The sequence below is a fragment of the Paenibacillus glycanilyticus NBRC 16618 genome (assembly GCF_004000805.1).
GTDB lineage: Bacteria > Bacillota > Bacilli > Paenibacillales > Paenibacillaceae > Pristimantibacillus > Pristimantibacillus glycanilyticus.
Map to the genome: position 1 here is coordinate 175,608 of NZ_BILY01000005.1, position 25,852 is coordinate 201,459.

19 protein-coding genes are annotated in these 25,852 nt (G+C 49.6%); 17 read left to right on the plus strand and 2 right to left on the minus strand.

Features of this window, described 5'->3' with window-relative positions:
* The first annotated feature begins 189 nt into the window (after positions 1-189).
* The 6 genes from PGL01S_RS05515 (at position 190) to PGL01S_RS05540 (ending at position 6,151) form a co-directional block, all read left to right on the plus strand.
* Positions 190-441: a YolD-like family protein gene (locus PGL01S_RS05515; protein WP_127492250.1), complete on the plus strand. Its 252-nt coding sequence runs from the start codon at positions 190-192 to the stop codon at positions 439-441.
* 18 nt (positions 442-459) lie between these two features.
* Positions 460-1,353 (plus strand): LysR family transcriptional regulator, encoded by an 894-nt coding sequence (locus PGL01S_RS05520; RefSeq protein ID WP_127492252.1) that lies wholly within the window; start codon positions 460-462, stop codon positions 1,351-1,353.
* A 166-nt stretch (positions 1,354-1,519) separates the two neighbouring features.
* Positions 1,520-2,710, plus strand: a complete 1,191-nt coding sequence (locus PGL01S_RS05525; RefSeq protein WP_127492255.1) for a M20 family metallopeptidase — start codon at positions 1,520-1,522, stop codon at positions 2,708-2,710.
* 4 nt (positions 2,711-2,714) lie between these two features.
* Positions 2,715-4,124 (plus strand): YfcC family protein, encoded by a 1,410-nt coding sequence (locus PGL01S_RS05530; RefSeq protein ID WP_127492257.1) that lies wholly within the window; start codon positions 2,715-2,717, stop codon positions 4,122-4,124.
* Between the two features lie 164 nt (positions 4,125-4,288).
* Entirely contained in the window at positions 4,289-5,437 is a 1,149-nt protein-coding gene (gene dgoD, locus PGL01S_RS05535; protein WP_127492259.1) for a galactonate dehydratase, read from the plus strand.
* 15 nt (positions 5,438-5,452) lie between these two features.
* The gene (locus PGL01S_RS05540; RefSeq protein WP_127492261.1) at positions 5,453-6,151 is read left to right on the plus strand and encodes a YjjG family noncanonical pyrimidine nucleotidase; all 699 of its coding nucleotides are present in this window, start codon (positions 5,453-5,455) and stop codon (positions 6,149-6,151) included.
* Between the two features lie 59 nt (positions 6,152-6,210).
* Here PGL01S_RS05540 and PGL01S_RS05545 read toward each other — a convergent pair whose 3' ends face one another.
* On the minus strand, positions 6,211-7,929 hold the full coding sequence (locus PGL01S_RS05545) for a glycoside hydrolase family 2 TIM barrel-domain containing protein (RefSeq protein ID WP_127492263.1): 1,719 nt from the start codon (positions 7,927-7,929) through the stop codon (positions 6,211-6,213).
* 165 nt (positions 7,930-8,094) lie between these two features.
* On the opposite strand from PGL01S_RS05545, the gene PGL01S_RS05550 reads away from it, so the two are divergent.
* Positions 8,095-8,958, plus strand: coding sequence for a helix-turn-helix transcriptional regulator (locus tag PGL01S_RS05550; RefSeq protein WP_127492265.1), 864 nt, complete (start codon positions 8,095-8,097; stop codon positions 8,956-8,958).
* Between the two features lie 289 nt (positions 8,959-9,247).
* Here the strand turns inward: PGL01S_RS05550 and PGL01S_RS05555 are convergent, their stop codons facing one another.
* Positions 9,248-14,380 carry a CLIPPER-2 domain-containing protein gene (locus PGL01S_RS05555; protein WP_127492267.1) on the minus strand — a complete coding sequence of 1,711 codons (5,133 nt, stop codon included), beginning with the start codon at positions 14,378-14,380 and terminating at the stop codon, positions 9,248-9,250.
* A gap of 261 nt (positions 14,381-14,641) precedes the next feature.
* Here PGL01S_RS05555 and PGL01S_RS05560 point away from each other — a divergent pair, with 261 nt between their 5' ends.
* The 10 genes from PGL01S_RS05560 (at position 14,642) to PGL01S_RS05605 (ending at position 25,726) form a co-directional block, all read left to right on the plus strand.
* Complete coding sequence (locus tag PGL01S_RS05560; protein WP_127492270.1) at positions 14,642-14,866, plus strand: hypothetical protein; 225 nt, start codon at positions 14,642-14,644, stop codon at positions 14,864-14,866.
* 134 nt (positions 14,867-15,000) lie between these two features.
* Entirely contained in the window at positions 15,001-16,773 is a 1,773-nt protein-coding gene (locus PGL01S_RS05565; protein WP_127492272.1) for an SgrR family transcriptional regulator, read from the plus strand.
* A 243-nt stretch (positions 16,774-17,016) separates the two neighbouring features.
* Positions 17,017-18,057 carry a phosphodiester glycosidase family protein gene (locus PGL01S_RS05570; protein ID WP_164775386.1) on the plus strand — a complete coding sequence of 347 codons (1,041 nt, stop codon included), beginning with the start codon at positions 17,017-17,019 and terminating at the stop codon, positions 18,055-18,057.
* 161 nt (positions 18,058-18,218) lie between these two features.
* On the plus strand, positions 18,219-18,698 hold the full coding sequence (locus PGL01S_RS05575; RefSeq protein WP_127492276.1) for a DinB family protein: 480 nt from the start codon (positions 18,219-18,221) through the stop codon (positions 18,696-18,698).
* A gap of 217 nt (positions 18,699-18,915) precedes the next feature.
* The gene (locus tag PGL01S_RS05580) at positions 18,916-20,022 is read left to right on the plus strand and encodes a BMP family ABC transporter substrate-binding protein (protein ID WP_127492279.1); all 1,107 of its coding nucleotides are present in this window, start codon (positions 18,916-18,918) and stop codon (positions 20,020-20,022) included.
* Between the two features lie 27 nt (positions 20,023-20,049).
* Positions 20,050-21,027 carry an aromatic ring-hydroxylating dioxygenase subunit alpha gene (locus PGL01S_RS05585; RefSeq protein ID WP_127492281.1) on the plus strand — a complete coding sequence of 326 codons (978 nt, stop codon included), beginning with the start codon at positions 20,050-20,052 and terminating at the stop codon, positions 21,025-21,027.
* A gap of 138 nt (positions 21,028-21,165) precedes the next feature.
* Positions 21,166-22,194 (plus strand): ROK family protein, encoded by a 1,029-nt coding sequence (locus tag PGL01S_RS05590; protein WP_127492283.1) that lies wholly within the window; start codon positions 21,166-21,168, stop codon positions 22,192-22,194.
* A gap of 60 nt (positions 22,195-22,254) precedes the next feature.
* Positions 22,255-23,454, plus strand: a complete 1,200-nt coding sequence (locus tag PGL01S_RS05595) for an MFS transporter (protein ID WP_127492397.1) — start codon at positions 22,255-22,257, stop codon at positions 23,452-23,454.
* Between the two features lie 192 nt (positions 23,455-23,646).
* Positions 23,647-24,399 carry a hypothetical protein gene (locus tag PGL01S_RS05600; protein WP_244935517.1) on the plus strand — a complete coding sequence of 251 codons (753 nt, stop codon included), beginning with the start codon at positions 23,647-23,649 and terminating at the stop codon, positions 24,397-24,399.
* A gap of 55 nt (positions 24,400-24,454) precedes the next feature.
* A complete protein-coding gene (locus PGL01S_RS05605; protein ID WP_127492285.1) occupies positions 24,455-25,726 on the plus strand; it encodes a metal-dependent hydrolase in 1,272 nt (423 codons plus the stop codon).
* Positions 25,727-25,852: the final 126 nt, after the last annotated feature.

Here is a 25,852-nt window from a genome sequence, read left to right on the forward strand (position 1 = left end):
ATCTCTTGCCACCTTTATGTCTATTCTCGCGAGCGAAGTAAAATGCGTTTGGAATATGGCCTATTATTCAATCCTATCGGACGGAGGCCGGATGGAAGATTTTTTTCACCCCAATCGGACATTAAATCTTCCGGGATATGTTATGATTGGACAACAAGAGGAAAGGCTTAATGGAGGTAATAGACAAATATGGCGAAAGCAAAAGTGCCAAAGCGTCCAACGAGGGACGAGTTTGTACTGGAAGAGATAGGGAATCAGTTAAGCGAAGCTTTCTATGAAACGTCCACGATCGTCCTTACCGTATGGGGCAGGGAGGAACCTGTTCAAGGCGTTATTACGGCGATGGATTCAAGGACGGGCAAAGTCCATATCGAGACGTCATCGGGATTGGATAAAGTCCCGTTTATGGATATTATGAATGTCAGCTATCCGAGGAATTAAAAAGGAGCTCGTTAAGGATTGGACGATAAAGACACGGTTATTCTGCAATACGTAGCCGAGGAACAAAGCTTGACGAAAGCGGCGGAAAAGCTCTATATGACGCAGCCTGCCTTAACGTACCGGATTCAGCAGATGGAGCGGGAATTCGGCGTTCCGCTTATTGTCAAGCATACGAAAGGAACGTATTTGACGCCGGAAGGCGAGGCTCTGGCCTCCTTTGCCAAGAAGATGCGCGACGAGATGGCAGCGATGAAAGATTATCTTCTTAACATGAGGAGTCACGTAAAAGGCACGCTTCGTCTCGGAGTAGCGAGCTATTACGGCTTATACAAGCTGCCGCCTCTGCTTAGGATGTTCAAGGATCTGTACCCCGAAGTGCAATTCCACGTCACCTGCGCTTTAAGCTCGGAGATTCTCGATTTGTTAACCGAGCAGGAGATTCATATAGGAATCGTGCGCGGAAATTACCAGTGGCAGGAAGCGAAGGAGCTGCTTCATGACGAGCCCATCTGCCTGATTTCCCGTGAGCCTATCCATCTTGACCGGCTTCCGGAGCTACCGCATATCCATTACAGCGAACCCAAGTCCAAGACGGTGCGCGCATCCGCGTCCACATTGGGCAATACCATTCGGGAATGGTGGCATGAGCATTATCAGGTTCCTCCGAACATAGCCATGCAGGTCGATGCCTACGAGACTTGCAAGGAGATGGTCAAGCAAGGGCTTGGCTATTCCATTGTACCCGGCGTATTCGTTTCACCGGAGGATGGTTTATATTCGCTGGAATTAAAGCAGAAGAACGGAGAGCCGATCCGCAGAAATACATGGATGTTATACCGGAATCAGACGCGCGAGCTGGCAATCGTGGATAGATTCGTTGATTTTATGACAAGCGAGCATACACGCACATGAGGTCCTGCATGAGAGCATGCAGGGCTTTTTCATGTTCCCATGACCCATAAAAAAAGTTATGCGCTTCCCCAAAAAACAATTAATTGTACTTATCTGGCCGGTTTCCTTATTATTTGATACATATTGATGCATAAATATACGGCATTTTAGGATAGGTGGGAACTTGATGGGCAACAAAGATTCCAAACGACGGATTGCGCAAGCGGTAGATTCGCTTGACGCGCAGCTGCGTGAGCTGTCTCTTCGCATTCATGCGTATCCGGAACTTAGCTTTCACGAGCATAAAGCGCAGCAATGGCTCACGGAACCGCTGATGGAAGCGGGCTTTGCGGTGGAAAAAGGGATTTCGGGTCTTGAGACCTCGTTCCGCGCAACTTGGGAAGGGGCAGCAGGCGGACCAACAATAGCGCTGCTGGCCGAATACGATGCGCTTCCGGGACTTGGCCATGGCTGCGGCCATAGCTTGATCGGAACGGCTGCGGTTGGCGCCGCCCTCGCGCTTAAACGTACTTTCCCGGAGCTGCCGGGTAAAATCATCGTGCTTGGCACGCCTGCCGAAGAGGAAGGCGGCGGCAAAATCATCATGTGCAACGACGGAGTATTTGATGAAGTTGACGCGGCGATGATGGTTCATCCGCAGAACAAAACGATGGTGCTTCGAGGCGCGCTTGCGTGCGTGGATGCCACGTTTACGTTCCACGGAAAACAGGCCCATGCCTCCTCCTCGCCGGAAAAAGGAATCAGCGCGCTTGACGCTCTAGTGAACGCCTATGTGGCAATCAATTCCTTGCGCCAGTTTATGAAGGAGGATGTCCGGATTCACGGCATTATAACGAAGGGCGGGGACGCGCCTAACGTTGTGCCCGAGCTGACCGAAATGGTGTTTATTTTGCGGGCATCCACCGTGCAGGAGCTGGAGACGGTCCGGGAAAAGGTATATCGCGCCGTCCGCTGCGCGGCAGAAGGCGTAGGGGTAACGGTCGACATTAAGGAAGGTCTGATTTATGCGGAGCGGAACAATAATAAAGCATTGGCAGGCTTATTCGCACGCAACCTGGAGGAAGAGCTTGGCCTTGAGGTAAACGATCCCCCGCAGAAGGGCGGCGTTGGTTCCTCGGACATTGGCAATGTCAGTCAAATGACCGCTGTTATCCATCCTTATATCCGGCTTGGAGACGCAACGACGCATACGCCGGAATTCGCGCGTCTCGCCGGCTCAGAGGAAGGAATGATTCAGCTGAACCAATCGGCGAAAGCTCTGGCTATGACCGCTTACGATCTTTGTTCGGACCGTGATGCATTAAGGCTTGTCCGCAAAGAGTTCGAGGAATGGAGCAATTCTAAAAATGGGGGATAAGACAATGAAAGACCTGGCTAAACCGGCATCCCGGCAATGGTTTAAAATGCCTCATACGTATGTCATTCTTATTTTTCTCGTATTTGTCGCTGCTGCTTTGACTTACGTGGTTCCGGCAGGCGAGTTCGAACGGGCCGAAGATCAGGCAACGGGCAAAACGCTTGTTGTGCCGAATTCCTATCACGAAGTCGATGCCAGCCCCGTAAGCCTGGTAAGCATCCCGAAAGCTATCGTTCACGGACTAGTGGATTCCGCTGACGTCGTCTTTTTCATCCTTATTATTGGCGGCACGTTCGAGATCATCTCTTCTACGGGGACAATCGAAGCCATTACGGGCAGGGTTGCCAAAAACTTCGCCAATAAAGGCAGATGGGTTATCCCGATCTTTATTATGCTGTTCTCGGTTGCCGGATTTACGATGGGCATGTCGACGGAAGTTATGGTCTTCGTGCCAATCGGTATTGCCGTTGCAAGAGCGCTTGGGTTTGATGCGCTTACCGGGACGGCGATGGTCTCGCTTGGTGCCGCGAGCGGGTTTACCGCAGGCATTCTGAATCCGTTTAACGTGGGACTGGCGCAAGCCATTGCAGAGGTTCCGTTATTCTCCGGGGCATGGCTGCGGATTATCCTTCTCCTCTGCCTCATTACGGTAACAAGCTTGTATATCGTCCGTTATGCGGGCAAGGTTCGTTCGAATCCGGAGAAAAGCCTCGTTCGCGATCTCGAAAAGGAAGTCGTGACGAAAGAGCTTGATCTGAACAAGCTTCCCCGCATGCAGCTTAAGCATTATCTGACATTGGCAGTTGTCATCATTGGTTTCGCTACTCTGATCTGGGGAGTATCGAAGAAGGACTGGTGGATGGAGGAGCTTGCCGCCTTGTTCTTGACGATGGGGGTTGTGAGCGGATTTTGCGCGGGATACGGACCAAGCCGGGTTGCTTCGGAATTCGTAAAAGGCGCGAAGGCGATCACATACGGAGCGTTAATTATCGGTTTTGCCCGGGGCATTATGGTTGTATTGGATCAAGGCAGCGTTATCGATTCCATTGTATACGGCTTATCCACTCTGGTTGGCGAGCTGCCGGGTCCGGTGCAGGTGCTGGGCATGTACTTGTTCCAGAACGTCATGAACATCTTTATTACATCGGGCACCGGGATGGCCGTAACTACGATGCCTATCATGGTGCCGCTGGCGGATCTCATTGGAGTAACGCGTCAGACGACCGTGCTTGCCTTCCAGCTTGGCGACGGATTCTCGAATATGATCCTGCCAACCTCTTCGGCACTCATGGGGAGTCTGGCGGTGTCAGGCATTCCGTATCAGAAGTGGGTAAAATTCTTCTGGCCGCTGATGTGCATGTGGATCGTAATCGGAGCGGTTCTGATGGTTATTGCCCATATGATTCATTATTAAACGTGAAACGTGCCGTCCTCTTGGACGAGCACGTTTTTCTTTTTGGCTCAGGGGGGAAATGCCGTACCGGCGAAGAATAAGTTACGGGAATTGTTTTTTTATTCATGTGACCGCTTTCAAAACTGCTGTATTTCAATCACTCACTCACTTTCCGGGAGGACATTATGAAAATCCAAAGCTATGAATTGTTCCAAGTTCCGCCGCGTTGGCTGTTCCTGAAGATTGAAACGGATGAAGGCATTACGGGCTGGGGCGAACCTATCGTGGAAGGACGCGCCGAAACGGTAAAAGCTTGCGTTCACGAGCTGATGGAATATTTGATCGGCAAGGATCCGATGCGAATTGAAGATCATTGGTCGATGATGTATCGTTCGGGATTTTACCGGGGAGGTCCAATTCTGATGAGCGCGATCTCGGGAATTGACCAAGCCCTGTGGGATATAAAAGGGAAATTCTATAACGCTCCAATCTATCAGCTGCTGGGCGGCGCCTGCCGCGACACCATGCGCGTATATTCCTGGATTGGCGGAGACCGTCCGGCCGAGGTGGCCGAGGAAGCGAGAAGAATCATTGCCGCCGGATTTACCGCAGTGAAGATGAATGGTACGGAAGAGCTTCAATACATTGATTCTTACGACAAAATCGATGAGGCCGTTGCCCGAATCGCAGCCGTACGCGATGCGGTAGGGTCATCCATTGGGATCGGAATCGACTTCCATGGGCGCGTCCATAAGCCAATGGCCAAGATTTTGGCCAAAGAACTTGAGCCTTATCGCCCGATGTTTATAGAGGAGCCGGTATTGCCGGAAAATAACGAAGCTCTTAAGGAGCTTACCAAGCATACGTCGATTCCGATCGCGACCGGCGAGCGGATGTTCTCGCGTTGGGATTTCAAGCAGCTGCTCAGCGATGGGGCGGTGGATATTATCCAGCCGGATTTGTCGCATGCAGGCGGAATTACCGAATGCAAAAAGATCGCTTCGATGGCGGAGGCCTATGATGTGGCGCTTGCGCCTCATTGTCCGCTTGGACCAATCGCGCTCGCCGCTTGTCTGCAGGTTGATGCGACCTCCCATAACGCTTTTATCCAAGAGCAAAGCCTTGGCATTCATTATAACGAGACCGGAGATTTGCTGGATTATCTGAAGGATCCTGCCGTATTCGACTATCAAGATGGGCATGTGACCATCCCGCAAGGCCCGGGCCTCGGAATCGAAATTAACGAGGAGCATGTCAGACAAATGGCTGCGGTCGGGCATAACTGGAGGAATCCGGTGTGGCGCCACCGTGACGGCAGTATTGCGGAATGGTAGAATGGGGAACCCGTTATGTATAAAGCGATTATTTTCGATCTGGACAACACCTTGCTGGACTATACGTATAGCGAAGCGGAATGCATGAGACGGACGGTCCGCGAACATAACATGGACCTGGATAATGAAGCGAGCTGGAATGCATTCTGGCCAGCGTACCTCGGACATAACTTCAAGCATTGGTTGGATTTTGTTCATAAGCGCGGGTCTCATCAAACCATTGAGGATGTTCTTATTCATTCGTTCCGAGATACGATTAGTCTTCAAGATTCTGCCTATGAGAAGCTGTCTGCTACCTATTGGCATCATTTTTGCAATACTTGCTATTTTGAGCCTGGAGCGGAAGAGCTGCTTCAACAGGTTCATGCGACGCATAAGCTGGGCATTATCTCCAATGGATTAGGCCTGGCGCAACGAAAGAGACTTGCCGCCGGTCAAATCTACGAGAAATTTCATTCCATCATCGTATCGGATGAAGCGGGCGTACGGAAACCGGGAAAAGAAATCTTTGATCTGTCTCTTGAGGAGCTAAAGCTGACAAAAAGCGAGGTTCTCTTTGTGGGAGATTCGTTAAGCGATGATTATCACGGAGCCCAAAACGCTGGAATCGACTTCTGCTTCTACAATCGCAGGGCAGTATCCGTTTCGGACGAGATTAAACCCACCTATGCCATTGAGTCGCTTAAGGAGCTTATTTCGGTTATTCAAAGCTAAGAAGGAGAATGACATAATAGACAGCAAAAGAGACAGCTCCGGCTGTCTCTTTTTGCTGTCTATTGATCCAGCTCGCTCCAAGCCCGGTAGATGCGGCGCACTTCGCGGAAGGACTGCTTCGGCTTGCGGTATTCGTTGACCAGCCCTTTGTTATTGAAGCTGCGTGCCCGGTCGCGGAAATGTCTGCCGCTGCTCTTCAGATCACCGCGGATATCCGCAAACTGCCAGATATAAGTGCCTCCTATGCGAGGATCCTCTCTGAAAATGCCTAGCGCCTCGGTGACGATATGCGCCTGGTAATCCTCGCTGAACAGCCTTGGCTCCCAGCCGACATCGCCAAAGATCCCGGCGCCGCCGAATTCGGTCATCAGGATCGGCTTATCTCCCGCACTCAACTGTTCCGCCCGTTTATGGAATTGTTGAAGCATCTCCCTAAAGCCTTCAACTTGGCCTTCATACCAGCCGTAATATTTGTTTATGCCAATGACGTCAAACAACGGAAGCAGGACATCCTCGAGCGGATGCATGGTGGCATAGGTCACAAGCCTGCTGGAATCCAGCTTCCTCACGAGCTCGACCATCCTCTTCGTCAACTCGTAAGCGTCTTGCGTTCTTGTATCAATCTCGTTATGAACGGACCAGAATACAACCGAAGGGTGATGGATATGCATATGGACCATCTCTTCCAACATCGACAACGCACGCTCCTGAAAGAGAGGTTCGCAGACGGTCTCATTGGGAAGAGCAGCTCCCCAGATCGGAATCTCGCTCCAGAAAACAATCCCGTTCTCGTCCAATAAGTCCAACCAATATGGGCTTTGAGGATAATGGGAGCCGCGTACCGTATTGCAGCCAAGCTCAATAATGATATCCAGATCCTTCTGCATGAGCTTGGGAGGGAAGGCGAAGCCCCATTCCGGATGCTCCTCATGCCGGTTAACGCCTCTAAGGTAGACGGGAGAGCCATTGATTAGTACGCGGTGATCCTTTGTTTCGATTTTGCGGAAGCCGATCCGTTCATATTTGTCGTCATGTTCAATGGCAGCCCGGAACAGATAGAGCTCCGGCTGACCAGGGTTCCACAACCGGACGTCATTCCATCGGAATTCGAATTGAAGCTCTTTCGTTTGACCGGCTCCCACATGTACTTGTTCAGAACGGATGACTTGATCGTCTACGGATAGGGTGAAAAGTGCGGCTCCATCGGCTTGCGAGAGCGAATTAAAACGCACTTGAACCTTAACGTCTGCTGCAGCCCCATCCAGCTCATAGTTAATTGCGAATTTATCGATATAAATATCCGGTAAGGTCTGAAGCTCAACCGAGCGGATAATACCGCCGTAATGGAACCAGTCCACCACTTCGGTCGGAATAGTCAGGCGGTCGAGCGTGCTGTCTGCCCGGACAATCAGCTCATGCTCTCCGGCAGGAAGGGAAGGGAGGATAAATTCGAACGGCGTATACCCGCCATAATGGTAACCAAGATGTTGTCCATTGAGATAGACATCGGCATGGCCTAATACGGCATGGAAAATAAGCCGGACATGCCGGGTATCTTCGGTCCGCAGCTTTTTCCTGTACCAGGCGATGCCCTCGTAATCATACAAATGAAGTTCGTTATTCCAGCAGGAAGGCACATAGAGAGATTTCTCGGCATGTGGAAATCGCTCGAACCACTTCTCTTGCCGTCCCTTATTTTCAGGATCTCTTATAAAGTCCCAAGGCCCGTCTAACAGCTTGGTTTTACGAATATGATGCTCCGGAAAAGTACGAATCAATGCGGATCCTCCTTAAGCTTCAGCTATTCATAGCCGGCGTGGTAATCGTCTGATAATATGGTTAATATAGCATGACGGCCCGGGCAGCTGAATGGAAGAAACCGATATTCGCATGTCATTTTCGAGCCTGTTTATTTACTGAACGATTCCAGGAGGTAATGCAAGATGGCAGACCTTAGCCAAGCTACCAAACATCTTGTTGTCCATATTCATCTCATTCTCGATAAATCAACGTATCCCGGCTGGAAGGATATTCGCAACCTTGTGAATGTCCATAGCTTCTATTGGATTCATGAGGGGAGAGGGACCTTCCTGACGAACATCGAGCATCAGGTGGAGGCAGGCATGCTGGCGTATTTAAGACCGGGACTGGAGATGTCCATGCGTTCGGATCCGGAGGCGCCGCTTCGCATGACCATGGTGTTGTTCGATTGCGCGGAGCTAGTCTACGAGGCGGTATGGAAGAATGCGATGCCGGTTGGCAAACTGAGCCTCCCTTTTCTAAGTCGATACGGAGATCCGCAAGCCGAAGAGCTTGGCGCGTGTTTCCGTGAAATCAATCGGAGCTGGACTGCCCGAGTAACAGACGGCTCTAGCGTTCCTGAATCTCGGCTGCTTCTGTTACTGAACAAATTGCAGCACAGCAAGGCGCCGGATTGGAATATCGAAGAGTCGGGCGTATTTGCTTCGTATGAGAAGATTAAACAAACCTTGGAGAGCAGCTACAAAGAAAATTTGCGAATTGAACAATTGGCCCACACGCACAGCATTTCTCCTTCGTATCTTCGCAAGATGTTCCTGAAGCATACGGGTATGGGACCCAAACAATATTTGGATCATATACGCAACCGTCAGGCATGCGGTTATCTCGTCTTTACCGATTATCCCGTCAATCAAGTGGCCAAGCTGTGCGGGTATTACGAGGAATATCATTTCAGCAAAATGTTCAAACAGCATAATGGCATGTCGCCCAGCAAATATCGGATAACGAAGAGGGCGGAGACCGGTACGAACAATGAAGAAACGTAACCGGTAGTTTGTGTTTGGAAAGTCATCCAATTATCGGCGTTATGATCTCTAACGAAACTGGATATCCTTATTTGCCCAAATGCGGCCGCCTCTGGAATCTAACGAAACGTCATATCGTTATTTGCCCTTTTTCAGGCATTATCATGCTGATAATCGGTAAATAGCGCTACCAGGTTTCGTTATAATTTCCACACCGCCTATTTCAAGCAAATAGCGATATGTAGTTTCGTTAGCCGTTGTTCAAAAAAATAACGCCATCAGTATTATGACCTGACGGCGCCACAGACTCTTACTCTTCCTCTTGCTCCACGCGCAGAACAAGCAGATTGGAACGAATGGTAAGCCTCTTCAATAAATCATCGATTCTAAAGCTGACGGAGGCTTGGTTCTCGACCTGCTCATCCGGCGGCAGAAGGGACTGCTCGGCTATGAATCTGACGGTCAGCGATTGGCCGGGAGACAGATTGCCAAGCGGTATGCCTTGTGCCGGATCCGCTCCGCTTACGTTCCTGCCGTTAATATCCACGCTGCCCGGAACAAATAAGGTTCCCGCTTGCAGCACATCGTGAAGGACCGCATCATTAATCGGCAGATCGCTCACATTAGCCACAGTTATTGCAAATCTAACCTTATCGCCTACAAAAATCGTAGGAGAATCGGCGCTTTTCGTTACGACAAGCGGTGGTCCGATGACCCGAAGGACCGCGTCGGCGCGTACCAGGCCGATTTGGGACGATTCCGCCAGTATCGTATTCACAATCGGCGTGCCCGGCACCGCGTTGTCCGGAACGGTGAACGGGATAATAAGCGACAATGCTTCGCCAACGTCCTGCGAGACGACGGTAGCAAAGATGCCAAGCAACGGATCGGAAACACGGATGTTCGTTAGCGGAACGTTACCCGTGTTTTGACCGCGCATTCGGAAGAAGACGGTTTCTCCAGGCAACGCGATTGGTGGAAATACGGTCTTCGTGACCTCCAGTCTTGGATCCGCCGGGATGGTCACATTGGCGGATGCGGTAACGGGAGGTGTCTCATTCGAACTTAGAACGGCCGTATTGGTGAGAACGGTTCCGCCGCGAGTACCTGCAGGAATGGTAAATGTCCGGGATAGCTGGATAGTGAATCCGGGCGGAATTGTATCCGCAGTCTCGTCAATTCCCAGTAATTCATCCATGAACCGCCAATTAGTAAGCGAAGTGTTTGAATTGTTTTGGATAAGGAAGGTGAAGGTTACCGTATCTCCGGCCAAAGCGACTGAGGGCTCGACGCTTTTGGTCAAGCTAAGAACAAATTCAGGCTGCACGGTAAGCGTTGCGGTCGAAGAAGTCTCTCCCGTCTCTGTTGACGTCGCGGTTGCCGTATTGGTAAGAATGGTTCCTGCCTGGACGATAGGCACGATAAACGGAAGCGGAATGGTATAGACCGAGCCAACGGGCAAAGCTGGAATAACCGAATTTAGTCCAAGAGCAGCATCCGTCACAATGACGTTGGTTAATTCCACATTTCCCGTATTCTGAACGCGAATGATGGCTGTTACTGTCTGACCCGGGGGTGCCTCGGCCGGCTCAAAAACTTTGCTGATTTGAAGCAATGCGGTTGGATCTACAGTTACCGTAGAAGTGCCTTCTTCAGGATTGGACTGATCGGAGGTGGCAACGGCGGTATTCACAATAACTGTACCCGGCAGGATGCTTGACGGTACAACGTAAAGGAACACAAGCGTCCGGCTCTCGCCGGGGTTAAGCGTACCGATATCGCTGGCCACGCCAATGGTATCATCCCTGAGTTCAACACCCGTCAATACAACCGTCCCCGCATTAGCAACCGTAATCGTATAGGTAACGGTGCCGCCGGGAGCAACAATTTCCCTGTCCGGTGTTTTGGTAACGGTCATAACCGGAGGCAACGGGTCTACAAGCACATTTGCTGTGGTATCTATCGTATCGGTCTGATCGGAAGCGGCTGTGCTTCGATTTTGAATAACCGTTCCTATTGGCGTGCCAACCGGAATGACGAATGATGGCGTAAACGATTGAGAGGCTCCTATTCCGAGAGTTGGAATAACCGTACTTAAGCCCAGCAAAGCATCCTGAACAATAACGTTGGTGAGCGGAACATTGCCGGTATTCGTAACCGTAATGGTGTAGGTGACAGTAGCACCTGGCAGCGCGTTTTCCACGCTTGGCGTCTTCGTAATCGAGAGCTCGGGAACTCCCACTACCGTTACGATTACCGATTCTTCCTGAGGAGGGGTTTCCGTTGAAGTAACAATAACCGTGTTATTAATGATTGTTCCGGCTGCGGCAGTAGGAGGTATCGTTAACGGGACAGTCTCGATGACGGATACGCCAGGCTCAAGTGCGGCAATCGTATTGATGTAGCCAAGAAGAGGATCGTTAATAACGACATTGGTCAGCGCTGTATTTCCGGTATTGGTCACGGTGAACGTAAAAAGGACCGTACTGCCAGCAATTGCTTGGGTCTGGTCAACTGATTTATTAATCGCGATAGAAGGCTCAGGAATTAATATATCCAAAGAAGCTTCATCGATGTCCGTTACCGTTAATGTCTCAAATGTACCCGATACGGCAGCTGTGTTTACGATTGGATTTACGGACAAATCCGGGACGATAAACGGGATGTTGAGCGTCCTTTCCTCTCCAATCGCCAAAGTGCCGATCACTTCGTCTAGTCCAATCAAAGGATCTGTTAACCGAACATCGGAAAGAACCGTATTTCCCTTATTTGCAATGACCAAAGTATACGTAACTTGATCCCCTCGCGCAGCCTGCGGAGGTGAAACCGATTTGGTGAGAGAGATAGCGGGCTGTCCCAGCACTTTTACAACGGCATCCGACTGGGCGGGTCCAATCTGGTCCGTCGTAACGGATGCGACATTCACTATGGTCTCGCCCTGCAGGGCATTAGCCGGAATGACAAAAGGAACAGTAACGATGATCGAGTCTCCGGGATCTATCGCCTCGTAGATCTGGTCAACATTCAGTACGGGATCGGTGATGCGGATATTCGTGAGTCTATCATTCCCCGCATTCGTTACGTTTATCGTATAGAGTACGGTTTCTCCCGGAGCCGCAACCTGAGGATTAACCGATTTGACCAGATAAATTTCCAGAATCGGAGGAACGACGATCGTTGCGGTATCGGATACAGGCGGCGCTTCATTGGAAGTAGCAACCGTCAGGTTGTTGAAGACGGTGCCTGCTAAAGTGCCGGCAGGAACAAGGAACGGTACATTATAGGAGCGGGATTCCCCGGCAGCAAGCGATGGGATTACATCCGTAAAGCCAACAAGATCATCCTTAACGATAACATTGGTTACGGGAGCATTTGATAAGTTGGCGACGGTAATCCGGTAGGTAACCGTGTCGCCGGGAGGAACGGTAAGACGGTCAGGCGATTTAGTAATAGATAACTGGTAATCAGGCAGCACGATCACTTCAGCTTGATCCTGAACCGGGAGGGTTTGATCCGATATCGCAAATACCGTGTTCACGATAACGGAGCCCGCTGGCGTTCCGGGCGGAACAACGTATGTGGCATGCAGCTCCACGGTCGATTCGGGAGGAAGGAAAGAGATGATATCGACCAGGCCAAGAAGCGAGTCTTCAATACGAACGTTTGTTAGCGGAAACGGCGCCGGATTTTTGATCGAGAAGGTATAGGTGATGACCTGCCCCGGTAATGCTTCCGTAGGCTCAGCGGTTTTGTTAATAAAGATTTCAATAGCTTTCTGGACAAAAACAATATAGTCCTCTACTTCCCCGTCGGTTGCCGGCCCTAAGCTTCTGGTATCCGCAAGCTGTCCCGGCGGATTCGCATTCACCAGCGTATCGGTTGTTAAACGCAGTCTAACAAAGGTATGATCCAGGATTGGCGTCACGCCAAAGGGGGGAAAAAAATGTAGCTCATAGGTTTGAGTGCCGGGAATCGAAGGAATCGTCAATACGGGAGAAGCCTCATCTACTTGGAAAATGCCATCGCCGTTAAAATCTACCCACGCATACAGATTTGCCGATGTACCTGTCGTATTCGTCACGGTCACCGGGAAGGAATAAAATCCTATATTTACAATCAATGGCGGCAGGGGAATGGCGAGACCATCGTCTTGGATGCCTTGCGTCAAGTCATCCCCGGTTGCGTCAAAATTCTGATGAGCATCGGTCTCCGCCGTAACTCTCGTGCCAAGAAACAGATTATTAACGAGACCGTGGCGGGGGCCATCGGAGGAAAGCAGCGTAGAATAATTGTCCGGCCCATTGCCCGAAGCAACATCCGGCGCATCGCCAAAGTCCAGATTAATAGTTGCTAGAGCGCACATCGTGGCATCGTTGAAGGAGGAAGAGACCGTTGAAGAAAAGCGGCTTGCGGCAGCAGTATTCCCCGATATGGTGTAACGGTATATAGTGCCGTCGTTATTCGAAATGGCATAAATTGTGCCTGTTGCATCTAGAGCAACCGCACCAAAAGGTCCCGTATTTAATGGAGTAGTTGTAATATTCGTGATTGTGCCCGTATTGGGAACAATCCGCTGCATGAGCCCGGTTGGCGTAATGGCGTACAGGTTACCGTCCTGCTGCCGATATACCCAGTCGCTGGAGTTGAGCGCACGGCTTAAGGCTACTCCAAAGTTGCTGGTCTGCTCCAAAAAGCCGTTAGCCGGATTGACCAGCTTCATGAACGTCGAGGAATTCGGGCGAAGATCAATGACATAAAATCTCGTTTCATTATTAACAAACAAATAAAGGAATCCATTCAAGTCAAATGTTCCGACATTGTAAGTGTCTGCCGGTAGGCCAGGCGGAAGGGGAGACAGGGTGATGACATTTCCGTTGTTGTCTACGCGGACGATACGGTTATTTAATTGATCATAGCCATAGATGTAATTATCAATCGTATTATAGCCAATGCCGTTAATATCGACAGGCGGACTGACGGTTCCTTGGACGACGGCTGTGCCCGTAACGATATTAATGTTGTACCAGACAGAAGGACGGCCGGAGAATTGAATCATGCTTGTGGTGCAACCCAGCGGGTTATTAATCGTGTCATGACTGAAATTGTTGCCGCTAAGTACGGCGTTTCCCGTAACCTGTGCCGCCGTAACGGTTAACGTTATTTTGCGTGGTCCATTGGACATGGTAAAACCTGCAGGCTGGGAAAAAGCAACCGGGGGACAGGTGGCCCCGGGATTGCCGACGGTCTCATACACCGTATACGTACCCGCTGCCAAGATCGAAAAGCTGTAGTTCCCGGCCACATCGGTTTGAACGGAAGTGCAAGTGCTGCCGGTACTGCTGAACAGCACGACAAATGCACCCGGTATTCCGGGCTCTCCAGCGGTAAATACTCCGTCATGGTTCACATCGTTAAAAACGATTCCCGTAATTGTAGCTGGCATTGCGAGTGTGGATACCTCCTTTTTTGGGGGATGGCAAGTTATCTTTCAAGCAGCATTGTATATAAATATTCTTTAAGCCTGACCGATAGAAGAATTTCCGACAGGGATCTTGCTTGTCCGATTGCAGTCGACTTTCGAGGATCATAATGTGGAAATTAAAGGAAGTTGATTGCCGATTGCCGAATATAGTGTGAAGAGAGTAAGCCAGAGGGCAGGCGTTTATAGAGATGCTGCATTTACCAATGAAAGGGATGATCAAAGATGAAGGAGAAGGAAGAATGGGAGAAAGAGGAATCATCGGCTTCTTCCACTGTCGTATCTTTCAATGAAGCTACGGATCATTATCAGAAGATTATGGGGGTTCCGAGCCAACGGGCGGACTTAAAAAGCATGCCAAAGGCATTGCGGTGGTTCTCTTATTTTTTCTACACGGTTATTGTTCTTGGCGCCATACTTTTTCTAGTCTCCTGGTTCATTTATAGGTAATTATTTTAAGCGGAGCTGCGAGGCTCCTCTTTTTTATGTAAGAGGTGTAATTTTTATGCTACCCAAACGCATGGAAGAAGTGTATACTTGCCCCAACTTCTTATCCTGGATAAAAGCTAGGGAGGACTGCAGACATGTTGCTGGATGAGAGATATCTTACGTTATATGAACGCTTTGGAGGCGGAGCGGGGCCTATCGAGGTTACTCTTGAGGAATTATCCGAATTGTTATACTGCACGCCGCGCAATGCCAAGCTTATTCCGAAAAAGCTGCAAAGCGAACAGCTGATTGAGTGGCTTCCGGGAGTCGGCAGAGGCCACCGGTCCAGAATCGCATTTCATGCCGCCAAAGAACCTTATTTATTGGAGTTTGCCGCCCATACAGCGGAACAAGGAGATTACAAGCGGGCTTTCGATCTAATTACACAATACGGCAACGGTACGAATGCCCGAAACAAGTTTTTGGAATGGCTAGACAATCAATTTGGCTACAAAAAAGAAGAGACCGGTGAAGGGGAGCAATGTCGGGATTCACTAATCTTCCCCGTATTAAAAGCACCCGTGACGCTTGATCCGGCCGATCTGCTTTATTCCTTTGATTCCCACCTGACTCGCCAGATTTTTGACCGGCTGTTAAGGTTTGACGAGCAATTGGAGAAGATTGTGCCGATGCTTGCCCATTCGTGGAGTTCAAATCCGGATGCCACGGAGTGGACGTTTTATCTCCGTAAAGGCGTTCGCTTCCATAACGGCCAGGAGCTTACCTCCAGGGATGTACAGTTTACTATGCAGCGACTTCAGGGGGAAACGGCGAACAGCTGGCTGTTGCGCGAGGTTAAAAGCATAGAATCAATTGGTTCTCGCGTGCTGCGGATTAAGCTGAACCGGGTGAACCGGATCTTCGACCGATTTATGTGTTCGGCAGCTGCAGGTATTCTTCCGTTCGAATTTGCGGGCATGGAAGAGGAGAGGTTTTGGAATCAGCCGGTTGGGACGGGGCCATTCCAGCTCGCGAAGTGGATGAACGGTCGAATTCGGCTGAATGCCTATGATGCTTATTTTCAAGGCAGACCTTATCTGGATGAAGTGGAAGTCGTTATCATGCCGGAGGACTGCAGTCAAGAGCTCGATAAGCTTGCGAAGGTACATCATAGTCTGGATACGATGAGGATGGACCGCGAAAGCACGCAGGAAGAGTGGCAGGAGCTCGAGAAGATCTGCCAGGGCTGCGTTCTTCTGAATTGGAATGTTGCTGCCCAAGGGCCGCAGCAGTCCGAGTCCTTCCGCCAGGCCGTACGCCGGATGTTGCACCCGCAGGAGATGATCGATGAGCTCGGCGGCGAAAGGGCGTTCCCCGCGTTTGGCTTTAGGCCGCAGCAGAATGATTCGCTGGAGCTTGAGCCAATCCAGCCTGAGCGGATTCGCACTCTTTTGCGTGAATCGGGTTACGGCGGAGACATTTTACGCTTTGCTTTTCATCCGAAGTACGAGGAGGACGGCGCTTGGGTGATGAACCGTTTGGCCGATTGGGGAATTCAGACGGAGAAGCTGCCTTACGATTGTTTAATGCAAGCCGACTTCTGTATTACCGGGCTCGTATTTCCGGAGGATGAAGTTTGCGAAATCGAGGCTTACGAGCATCGAGATTGTGTGATGAAGAACTTTTTTGACTCGGAGAGGACAGAGTGGATAATCGGCCGGATCGATCTGGCTGTAGCAGTCGATTCCTTGAATGAACGACGCCGTGTGCTCAAAGAAATAGAAGAGCGACTCCGTGAGGAAGCGGTGGTATCCTTCCTGCACCACAGACGATTAAGCACGTATTTGCATCCTTCCGTACGAGGTGTGAACCTGAACCCATTGGGCTGGATTGACTTCAAAGATGTTTGGCTGGAGGAGCATGACTAATAGATTAAGTTGAATGATTACGCTAAGCAGTCTCGAAACGCGAGGCTGCTTTTTTTATGGGAAAATTTACAACAAAAAAATTGCAAAAAACTGCACTTATTTATCGATTTGTTACGTCTGATAGATGTGGATGTCATCGTAATGGTTGTACTGATAATATTTACTTCTAGTATTTACGCAGCTGTTGCATTTATAATGGGCTATCATCGAAAGGGTGAAGTCCGCAAAGAAAGGATGGAACTTGTGAAGAAATTTTTTGGTATTGTAGGTGTCTTTATTCTCGTTTGGGCGATTATCTCGGGTATCTTTATGTTCTTTACAGATTCCGGATATCGTCTTCGGGCGATGGCGGCGGAGACCATCTTATCGTCACAACACCGGCAGTGGGCGAAGTACACTTTTTTACCCCAAAGTGACTTGGACGCTATGCTGGAAAATATAAATAATCCGAATTATGTGAACAGCGCATCGGGATCGGGCAATTTAGGTGGCATGGTGAACGTTAAGTCCGATAAGGATTTGTATGTGCACGTGGAGTCGATTGAGAGTTACACCAATCCCACGCATTATTACAAAGGAAAAGTCATTACGATCTCCAATCCGAATCGGGTAAAGCTCGTTAGCTCAAAGCTGAGTGACCATGGCGAACAAATCTTTGTTATCGCGAAGCGGGCCAAAGCCCTTGCCGCCATTAACGCGAGTGGCTTTGTCGACTTGGATGGGCATGGCAACGGCGGAGCTTCTACCGGTGTCGTTATTGAAGACGGCGTTATCAAAAGCCAGAATAAGAATACAAAAGAATTTGTTGCTGGCATAACGAAAGATGGCGTCATGATTACGGGCAAGTACAGCGCGAATGAGCTGGTTAACCTAGGGGTACAATATGCAGCAGGCTTCAAGCCGCAGCTTATCGTAAACGGCCAAAAAATGGTTGAAGGCGACGGCGGTTGGGGCTGGGGGCCGCGTACGGCAATTGGACAAAAAGCCGACGGCAGCATCATTTTCGTCGTGATTGACGGCCGTCAAACCCGTTCCGTTGGCGCTAGCATCAAAGAAGTACAGGATTTGCTCTACGAGCGTGGAGCGGTAAATGCCATGTGCATGGATGGCGGTTCTTCCTCTTCGATGTATTTTAACGGCGATAACATTACGATTCCTTCTTCCCGCAATAATATTCCCCGTTATCTGCCGAATATCTGGGCTTTGATTCCGCAAGCCGGCGATACCCTACACGTTGACGTGGATGGTAAAGACGTCTCTTCGTTTGATGGACTGGGCTTGTAAGGTATAGCGTATAGCTTATAACCTCTTGGTGGAATGGCGACATTCCTTCGGGAGGTTTTTTTATTATCAAAATTCTTGAAGTTAACCATCGAATACTCTCCATAATGCTCTTGAGCGATAGTTGATATAATGGAGCAACTACGGAAAAAGGGGCGATATAGATGATAACGAAAACCGTCGAGCAACTTGGGAGATACGTGGAATTCGTACCCTTGCAATTAAGAGCTTGGTCCGAGGAGAGAATGGCAACGCCGCGAGCCCTTGGCAAATGGTCCAGTCTGCAAATTCTCGGACATCTGTGCGATTCGGCGATCAACAACTGCAAAAGGATCGTTGAGGCTCCGACTGCCGCAGGACTATACGTTATTACTCCATATAACCAGGACAATTGGGTTGAAGCGCAGCAATATGCATCGGCGCCGGCAGAAGAAATTATCGCCTTATGGGAAAGCCTGAACAGATCGATGGTGAGAGTGATTTCGGCAGTACCCGTTGATACGTTAACTTCATGCCATATCCAACTGCCTAACGGCGAGACGCATACGCTGGAATGGCTGATAAAAGATTACTTAGAGCATTTAGAGCATCATCTCAAGCAAATCTCTCCGGATTTATTGTTAGGGGAACTCCTCATACCATGAGGTGTTTTTTTATGCAAACCAAGAGAGAGTTATTGTACATAACCTGACGTGGATTTTATGGGAATGTGCACCAAGCACAATTTATCGAACCTCTTTTAGCATCTCATCTATATTTGATGTCAGTAATATTGACGTGAATATAACGATGACCTATATTACCTCTAAGCTTTCCGAAATTAGGTTGCATTCGTTCGGCAAATTGGGGGAGGGTCTTGGCATGAAGAAGCTCATTATGGTGGCAGCGGCAGCATTGCTTGTCTTTACGGCTGCTTGCTCGAAGGAAACAAAGACGAATTCAACGGACGCGCGTGCTGTCGCAAGCGGTGACCAGACTAAGCCTAGAGTCGCTTTTGTCTACCTTGGCGTTCCGGGGGACGGAGGCTGGACTTACGAGCATGATCAAGGCCGCAAGATGATGGAGAAAGAGCTTGGCCTTACGGCAACTACGGTTGAGAATGTACCGGAAGGGGCAGACGCGGAGCGCGTATTCGAAGAGCTTGCCGAGAAGAACGATATTATTTTTGGCACAAGCTTTGGCTACATGGATGCGATGGTTGCCGTAGCCAAGAAGCATCCCAATGTGAAGTTTCTTCACGCAAGCGGCTACAAAACAGCCGACAATCTTGGCACCTACCTGGGCAAGGAATACCAAAGCGCTTATCTCGTTGGGATGGCGGCAGGCAAAATGACGAAAAACAATCATCTCGGCTATGTCGGGGCTTATCCAATTCCGGAGGTCATCTATACGATCAACGCGTTTGCGCTAGGCGTACAAAGCGTTAACCCGGAAGCGAAGGTAGACGTCGTGTGGAGCAATACTTGGTTTGATCCAACAGCCGAGCGTCAGGCTGCAACAAGCTTGCTCGACAAAGGCGTAGACGTCTTGGCCGCTTACCAGGATTCGCCGGCAAGCATTCAAGCTGCCGCCGAACGCGGGGTATGGGGAATCGGCAATGACTCGGATATGAGCAAATACGCGCCGGATTATTATATATCCAATCCGAAGTGGAACTGGGGTCCTTATTACGTGCAGACGGTAAAAGCCATTATGGATGGCACTTGGAAGTCCGAAAGCTATTTCGGTTCCATGAAGGACGGCATTACGGATATCGCGCCGTTCGGCAAGAACGTGCCGCAGGATGTCAAAGATCTGGTCGAAGCGAAGAAAAAAGAGATTCTGGAAGGAAGCTTCGACGTATTTAACGGACCTATCGCCGATCAGAGCGGAACGGAGAAAGTGCCGCAAGGCAAAGAGATGACCGTAGACGAGATTTTGAACATGAACTGGTTCGTCAAAGGCATAGAAGGGACCATACCGCAATAGTCCAAGACAGAAGGGGAAGTGGCCGGCATGATTAGAAAAGATCCCGTACTTGAGCATGAATGGCATCCGGTAGCGATTGCCGCCGATGTCAGCGACACTCCCAAGCAGGTCATCGTTCTGGGAGAGAAGGTTGTCATTTTCCGCACGAAGCAAGGCGTTAAAGCCATGAAAGACCTTTGTATTCACCGCGGCGTCCCGCTGTCGCTTGGCCGCGTCGACAACGACGAGATCGTCTGCGCTTACCATGGGTGGCGGTATGACGGCGAAGGGCAATGCGTCTGCATCCCGGCCCTGCCTAAGTCGCAGGCGATCCCGCTCAAAGCGAAAACGCAAACTTATTTATGTCAGGAACGGTACGGTTTTGTCTGGGTCTGCCTAGGAGAGCCAAGAGAGGATTACCCGCCGCTTGAAGGGAAAATAGAGGAGGGGCTTCTGCCGATCTGGATGGGACCTTATCCGGTTCAAGCATCCGCCCCGCGTGTCATCGAGAATTTCCTGGATGTCTCGCATCTGATGTTTGTGCATGAAGGGCTGCTTGGCGACAGCGAATTTGCCGAGATTAATGACTATAACGTACATCAGGTGGATGGAGCGCTAGTGACGGATGAGATTGTCGTCTATCAGCCCGACCCGGACGGACGCGGGATTGGCGTCGACAACCGGTATATCTATGAGATCTATACGCCATGCTGCGTCAAGCTGGTGAAGGGCAGCGAAGGCTCCGACGAGATCTTTCATCTGTTCCTGATCGTACTGCCGGAGACTGAAACGACTTGCACGGCGTTTATGCTGCAGCTCCGCAACTATGCGCCGGACGTTCCGGATCAGGTATTTATCGATTTCCAGAATACGCTGCTCGAGCAGGACAAACGAATTGTCGAGGAGCAAAAGCCGGAGCTGCTGCCGCTCGATCTGCAGGCGGAGCTGCATCTCAAATGCGACCGCGTCGCCATCGCTTACCGGCGCAGATTGAAAGAGCTGGGAGTAACGATCGGAACCGAATAAGATACGTAAGACGAAAAACCGCGTACCGCGGTTTTTTATTTTGTCTTCCTATATTCCCTGTTGACTTATGGGTCAGAGGACTTTATACTCCACTTATTAAAAATGTTTTAAAAAGTGTTTGCTAAAAGGAGTGAGAGCATGTCATCTCACACGCATAATACGATTCAAGTGAAAAAGATGAACGTGGAACTGGTCAAAAACGCTTTGAAGGCGCAAGGGATTGCGACAAAAGCATCGATTGCCGGACTAACCAAGCTTAGCGTGGCTACCTGCGGGACGATTCTGAATGAGCTGCTTGCCATCGGCGAGATCACTGAACTTGAGCCGGATGGGGCAAATGGCGGGAGACCTGCTAAACAATACAGATACAACGCCAATTTTGGCTGCGTCATTTGTCTGCTTGTCAGGACGGAAGGCGGCATTCATTCCATCAGCTACAGCATAGTGAATTTACTTGGCGAGACGATCAGCGAGACGGCATTGGAGCTGCCGCGCATCGACACGGATGTTATTGATCGGTTAATTGAAGGCCTAATCAACGACAATGAGAATGTGCAGGCCATCGGTATCGGTATACCCGGCGTTGTTCACCGGGGAGTGATAGGCGTATGCGATGTGCCTGCACTTGCCGGACAGCCTGTGGGACCTTATCTGGAAGACAAGTACGGGATCCCGATTACGATCGAGAATGACATGAACATGACGGTCTACGGCTTCTACCATCTTCAAAATTTTGAAGAAGACAAGACGTTTGCCGTGGTGACTTTTCCGAAGAATCATTTTCCGGGAGCCGGCTTTATCGTGGACGGCCGGATTTTGTCGGGTAACACGACATTTGGCGGCGAGGTATCGTTCCTGCCATTCGGCATCGCGCGAGAGGAGCAGCTGAGGCAGCTGCATACGGAGGAAGGCTTTATCCGGCTGGCGGTTATGACGCTAACCTCGATTATTGCCATCATTAATCCGGTAACCATCGCGATAACGGGCGAGCTGCCGCGCGAGTCGCAGCTGAAGGATCTGCAGGAGGGTTGTCTGAAGGATATTCCTCAGGAGCATATGCCGCAGCTGATTATGCAGAACAACACGCATCGGGAGTACATGACGGGACTTGTAACGGCTACGCTGGAAAGCCTTACGTACCGGCTGCAGCTCACGGAGAAAAGATAACAGATTAGGAGCACGCGAAGAGTGGAAAAAAGTATAGGCAAGTTCAACAAGATTTACGCCATGCAGCTGGCAACCATATTTATCGGATTCATTATTTTCGGGTTTTCGGAAAATATTAAGGGTCCGGCTATACCGCGCATTCAATTCGACTTTATGCTGAATGAGTCCCAGCTTGGAACCTTATTATCCTTAAACGCTTTGGGTTATTTGATAGCCTGTTCGTTTACCGCCTATTTGACGAAAATATGGGGAATTAAATGGGTTACCGTTGCCGCATTCGCTTCAATGGCGTTTTCCGGCATTCTTATCTTCTTCTCCCATCATTACTCGATGTTCTCGGCTTCGTATTTCCTTATGTATATCGGCAACGGGATGCTGGAGATTGGTCTTGCTATTCTAAGCGCCCGGATTTTCGTTAGAAATACCGGCACCATGATGAACATGACGCATGGCTTCTACGGCTTAAGCTCTACGGTTGCGCCGCTTATCGCAACCGGCCTGATGAAATTGACGATTGCCGGGCATACGCTGGACTGGCGCGGAATGTACCTGGCGATGCTAATGTTGTCGGTGATCCCGATTCTTATCGCCATGTTCAGTACGTTCCCGGGGGATGATATCTCGCATGAAGACCGCGTTCCTCTAAAGACCTTGCTAAGAGACCGGGTACTATGGCTAATGGTGCTTGTCCTGACGTTTGGCGTTGTTTCGGAGCTTGCCGTTGGCGGCTGGCTTGTTAACTTCCTGGAGAAGGCATATAACTGGGATACCGTAAATGCTTCCGGCATGTTGTCTATTTTCTTCTTATGCTTTGCGCTGGCCAGGCTGCTGCTTGGTCCGCTGACGGACCGGATAGGCTTCGTCCTATCTCTCATCATCTTTTCCGGGTTCTCGGCTTTATGCACCTTTGCCGCAATAGCAGGCGGCGAGATTGTTGCGTTCCTGTTTGCCGCTTCCGGCATCGGCATTGCGATGATCTATCCGACCGTAATGGCGTTTATCGCAAAGCGCTATCCGAAAGGCAGCGATACGGCGATCACCTTTACCGTCACCATGATGGGCTTAGGCAGCGTAATCGGCAATTATCTGATTGGCGGTGTTACGGAGCTTGTCAAGCATATAGTCGGCGAAAATTCACCAAACAGCTTGCTTCGCGGTCTTCAAGCCGGTTACGGATTCATTGGCTTATGCGCGGCATTATGCGCAATTACCGGAATTATTCTCTATATTCATTTGTCCAAAAGGAAAGAAATCATTTAAGATAGAAAAGTTAAAATAGAAAAGTAAAAATAGAAAAATTAAGATACAAACGCCAATCTCCAAGCCATGAGGGCAGGAGATTGGCGTTATTTTGTGAATGGCATTTTACGATTCGAATAAATTTCGATCTTCTACGCAAGATCAAGATAAGAGAAGCGGGTGACTCCAAAGAGAGGAAGGTGATAGGGAAGCATGCTTATCAATTCGAATTTTGAAAAGTACGAAGCATTTATTCGCGGATTGCCGCTCAAGCCCCGATACTCGCCGGATGACTTGCTGGTTCCGGAATTAAACGTGTTACGGGAAGGGCCAATAGAGATGTATTATGCTCCGCACAACGATTACTGCAATCCCACAGCCCAAATCATGATCGTTGGTCTCACTCCAGGCTGGAATCAAATGGAGATCGCGATACGAACAGCGAAGCTGGCTATGCTCGAGAACAAATCCGCGCAAGAAATATGCAAAGAAGCGAAAATGGCTGCGCGATTTGCCGGGTCCATGCGAAGCAACCTGATCCACATGCTGAATGAATTGGAATTGCATGCGTATTACGGACTTGCGGACAGCAAAGCATTGTTTGAAGACGGTTCCCCGCTGCTTCAAACAACTTCCTTGCTTCGTTATCCCGTCTTTGTGAACAAGAAAAATTACAGCGGCCATAACCCAGAGCTTTCCAAAAACGCCTTGCTATATAGCTATGCCTATCAACTAATGAACAGTGAGCTTCACGCCTTGTGCCGTACTCCGCTTATTATTCCGTTAGGAAAAGCGGTGGAAACGGTATTCATGCGGTTGCTAAGCGAAAATAAGATCAGCGAGGAACAAATCTTATGGGGATTTCCTCACCCATCCGGCGCGAACGGTAATCGTCAACGACAATTCGAGCAGTCAAAAATGGAGATGGAGAAGATCCTTAGAAACTTTGCATCGTTGCAACAATAGCTCCCATTCATTCGTTTACATATTTAGGAAGACATTCGGATAATGGGGGAGTATTTTGGATCTAATCTTACATACGTTCATTCATGCCGCAGCAGGTGCCAGTACCGCATATTTGTTCGGCAGAGCATTCACGGATTCGATTGGCAGGCGTTCCCTATTGCTCCTGTTTGGTGCGATTGCAGGACTGGCGCCTGATTTCACGAAGTTTTTTGGCGATTTGTTCTTTCACTCCGTCTTTCTGATCCCGCTCATCGGTTGGATCATGGCTTACTTTTTTTCCAAGTTCCAAAAGGAATTCCCGTTCTCGCGGATGTGGCTGACGTTTATGATTAGTGCCGGAACTCATTTGCTGATCGATTATATCGGCAACGGGGTAGCTTTGTTTTATCCGCTCATTGAACATGAATACGAATTCAGCGTTATCGATCGGGATGATCCGTTTGTTTTATTCCCGATGCTGCTATCCGTGATGATCGGGCTATGGTTCCGGAAGGGCAGGTATTTAGTGCTTGCGGGCGTTCTGACATCCATCGTCTATATCGGAACGTTGACCTATTCCAAGATAAGCCTGGAACACAGCTTGGAGGAAAGGTACAAACAAGATCATATGGAGTCCTTGCTGACCTACCCGGATCCTTCGGGCAGGCAATGGAGGTTTATGCTTCGGACGGAGTCGGCTGCCGTGTTTGGCCGCGCATCCCTATTGGGGAACCGGATTGAAGTTGACAATGAATCCAGCTTCAGCAATCTGCGCGCGGAGAAAGCAGAGGCCGACGCTTCGTCCGTAACGGTATCCGGAACGATGACGCTATCCAGAAACGATATGTATACGATTATGCGCAAGCCTTATTACATCGATATCGAGCTGGTTAACGGGACATATTCCGAAGATTGGTCTCCGGGACCGTTCATGGGACCGAATTGGAGCGGAGAATTTCATCTCGTGTTGCGGGATGACATCGGCAATGAGCTGAACCGGGTCGCTTTAAATGACTTCTATACGGATCCGCTGCTGTTCAACTCTACATTTGATCTATCGTTCGATGATTATAACGGGGATGGAAACCCTGATTTTACGATAGGGCAGTATGGAACAAGCAACGGGAATTACTACAAGCTATTTACTCTGACGGGCAGCAACGAATTTAAGGAATTAGACGCGGGAGGAAGGGATGGCATGTTTATTAGTGCGGATGACTCCATGTATTCCACCCATTTGAAGAAAATTGGCGATTCTTCGTTCCAAACCGATTACTATGATAATTCTACGGGGCAACACGTGAAAAGCACCTATACATGGGCTGGAGAAAGATTTGTGAAACAGTGAGAGATCGGGAGGCATATCAATGCCTCCTTTTTTTTCTGCTGGAGAATGCTCTATCATAATTGAAATCATAGGCTCATACATTAGTTGGTGGTTTCCTCAAACAGGAAATGGAGCCTATTTTGTCGA

Excerpts from the sequence above, each read along its gene's own strand:
- PGL01S_RS05515 (WP_127492250.1), top strand. The coding sequence starts at position 190 with ATGGCGAAAGCAAAAGTGCCAAAGCGTCCAACGAGGGACGAGTTTGTA.
- PGL01S_RS05525 (WP_127492255.1), top strand. The coding sequence starts at position 1,520 with ATGGGCAACAAAGATTCCAAACGACGGATTGCGCAAGCGGTAGATTCG.
- PGL01S_RS05530 (WP_127492257.1), top strand. The coding sequence starts at position 2,715 with ATGAAAGACCTGGCTAAACCGGCATCCCGGCAATGGTTTAAAATGCCT.
- dgoD (WP_127492259.1), top strand. The coding sequence starts at position 4,289 with ATGAAAATCCAAAGCTATGAATTGTTCCAAGTTCCGCCGCGTTGGCTG.
- PGL01S_RS05540 (WP_127492261.1), top strand. The coding sequence starts at position 5,453 with ATGTATAAAGCGATTATTTTCGATCTGGACAACACCTTGCTGGACTAT.
- PGL01S_RS05550 (WP_127492265.1), top strand. The coding sequence starts at position 8,095 with ATGGCAGACCTTAGCCAAGCTACCAAACATCTTGTTGTCCATATTCAT.
- PGL01S_RS05555 (WP_127492267.1), bottom strand. The coding sequence starts at position 14,380 with ATGCCAGCTACAATTACGGGAATCGTTTTTAACGATGTGAACCATGAC.
- PGL01S_RS05560 (WP_127492270.1), top strand. The coding sequence starts at position 14,642 with ATGAAGGAGAAGGAAGAATGGGAGAAAGAGGAATCATCGGCTTCTTCC.
- PGL01S_RS05565 (WP_127492272.1), top strand. The coding sequence starts at position 15,001 with ATGTTGCTGGATGAGAGATATCTTACGTTATATGAACGCTTTGGAGGC.
- PGL01S_RS05575 (WP_127492276.1), top strand. The coding sequence starts at position 18,219 with ATGATAACGAAAACCGTCGAGCAACTTGGGAGATACGTGGAATTCGTA.
- PGL01S_RS05580 (WP_127492279.1), top strand. The coding sequence starts at position 18,916 with ATGAAGAAGCTCATTATGGTGGCAGCGGCAGCATTGCTTGTCTTTACG.
- PGL01S_RS05585 (WP_127492281.1), top strand. The coding sequence starts at position 20,050 with ATGATTAGAAAAGATCCCGTACTTGAGCATGAATGGCATCCGGTAGCG.
- PGL01S_RS05590 (WP_127492283.1), top strand. The coding sequence starts at position 21,166 with ATGTCATCTCACACGCATAATACGATTCAAGTGAAAAAGATGAACGTG.
- PGL01S_RS05595 (WP_127492397.1), top strand. The coding sequence starts at position 22,255 with ATGCAGCTGGCAACCATATTTATCGGATTCATTATTTTCGGGTTTTCG.
- PGL01S_RS05600 (WP_244935517.1), top strand. The coding sequence starts at position 23,647 with ATGCTTATCAATTCGAATTTTGAAAAGTACGAAGCATTTATTCGCGGA.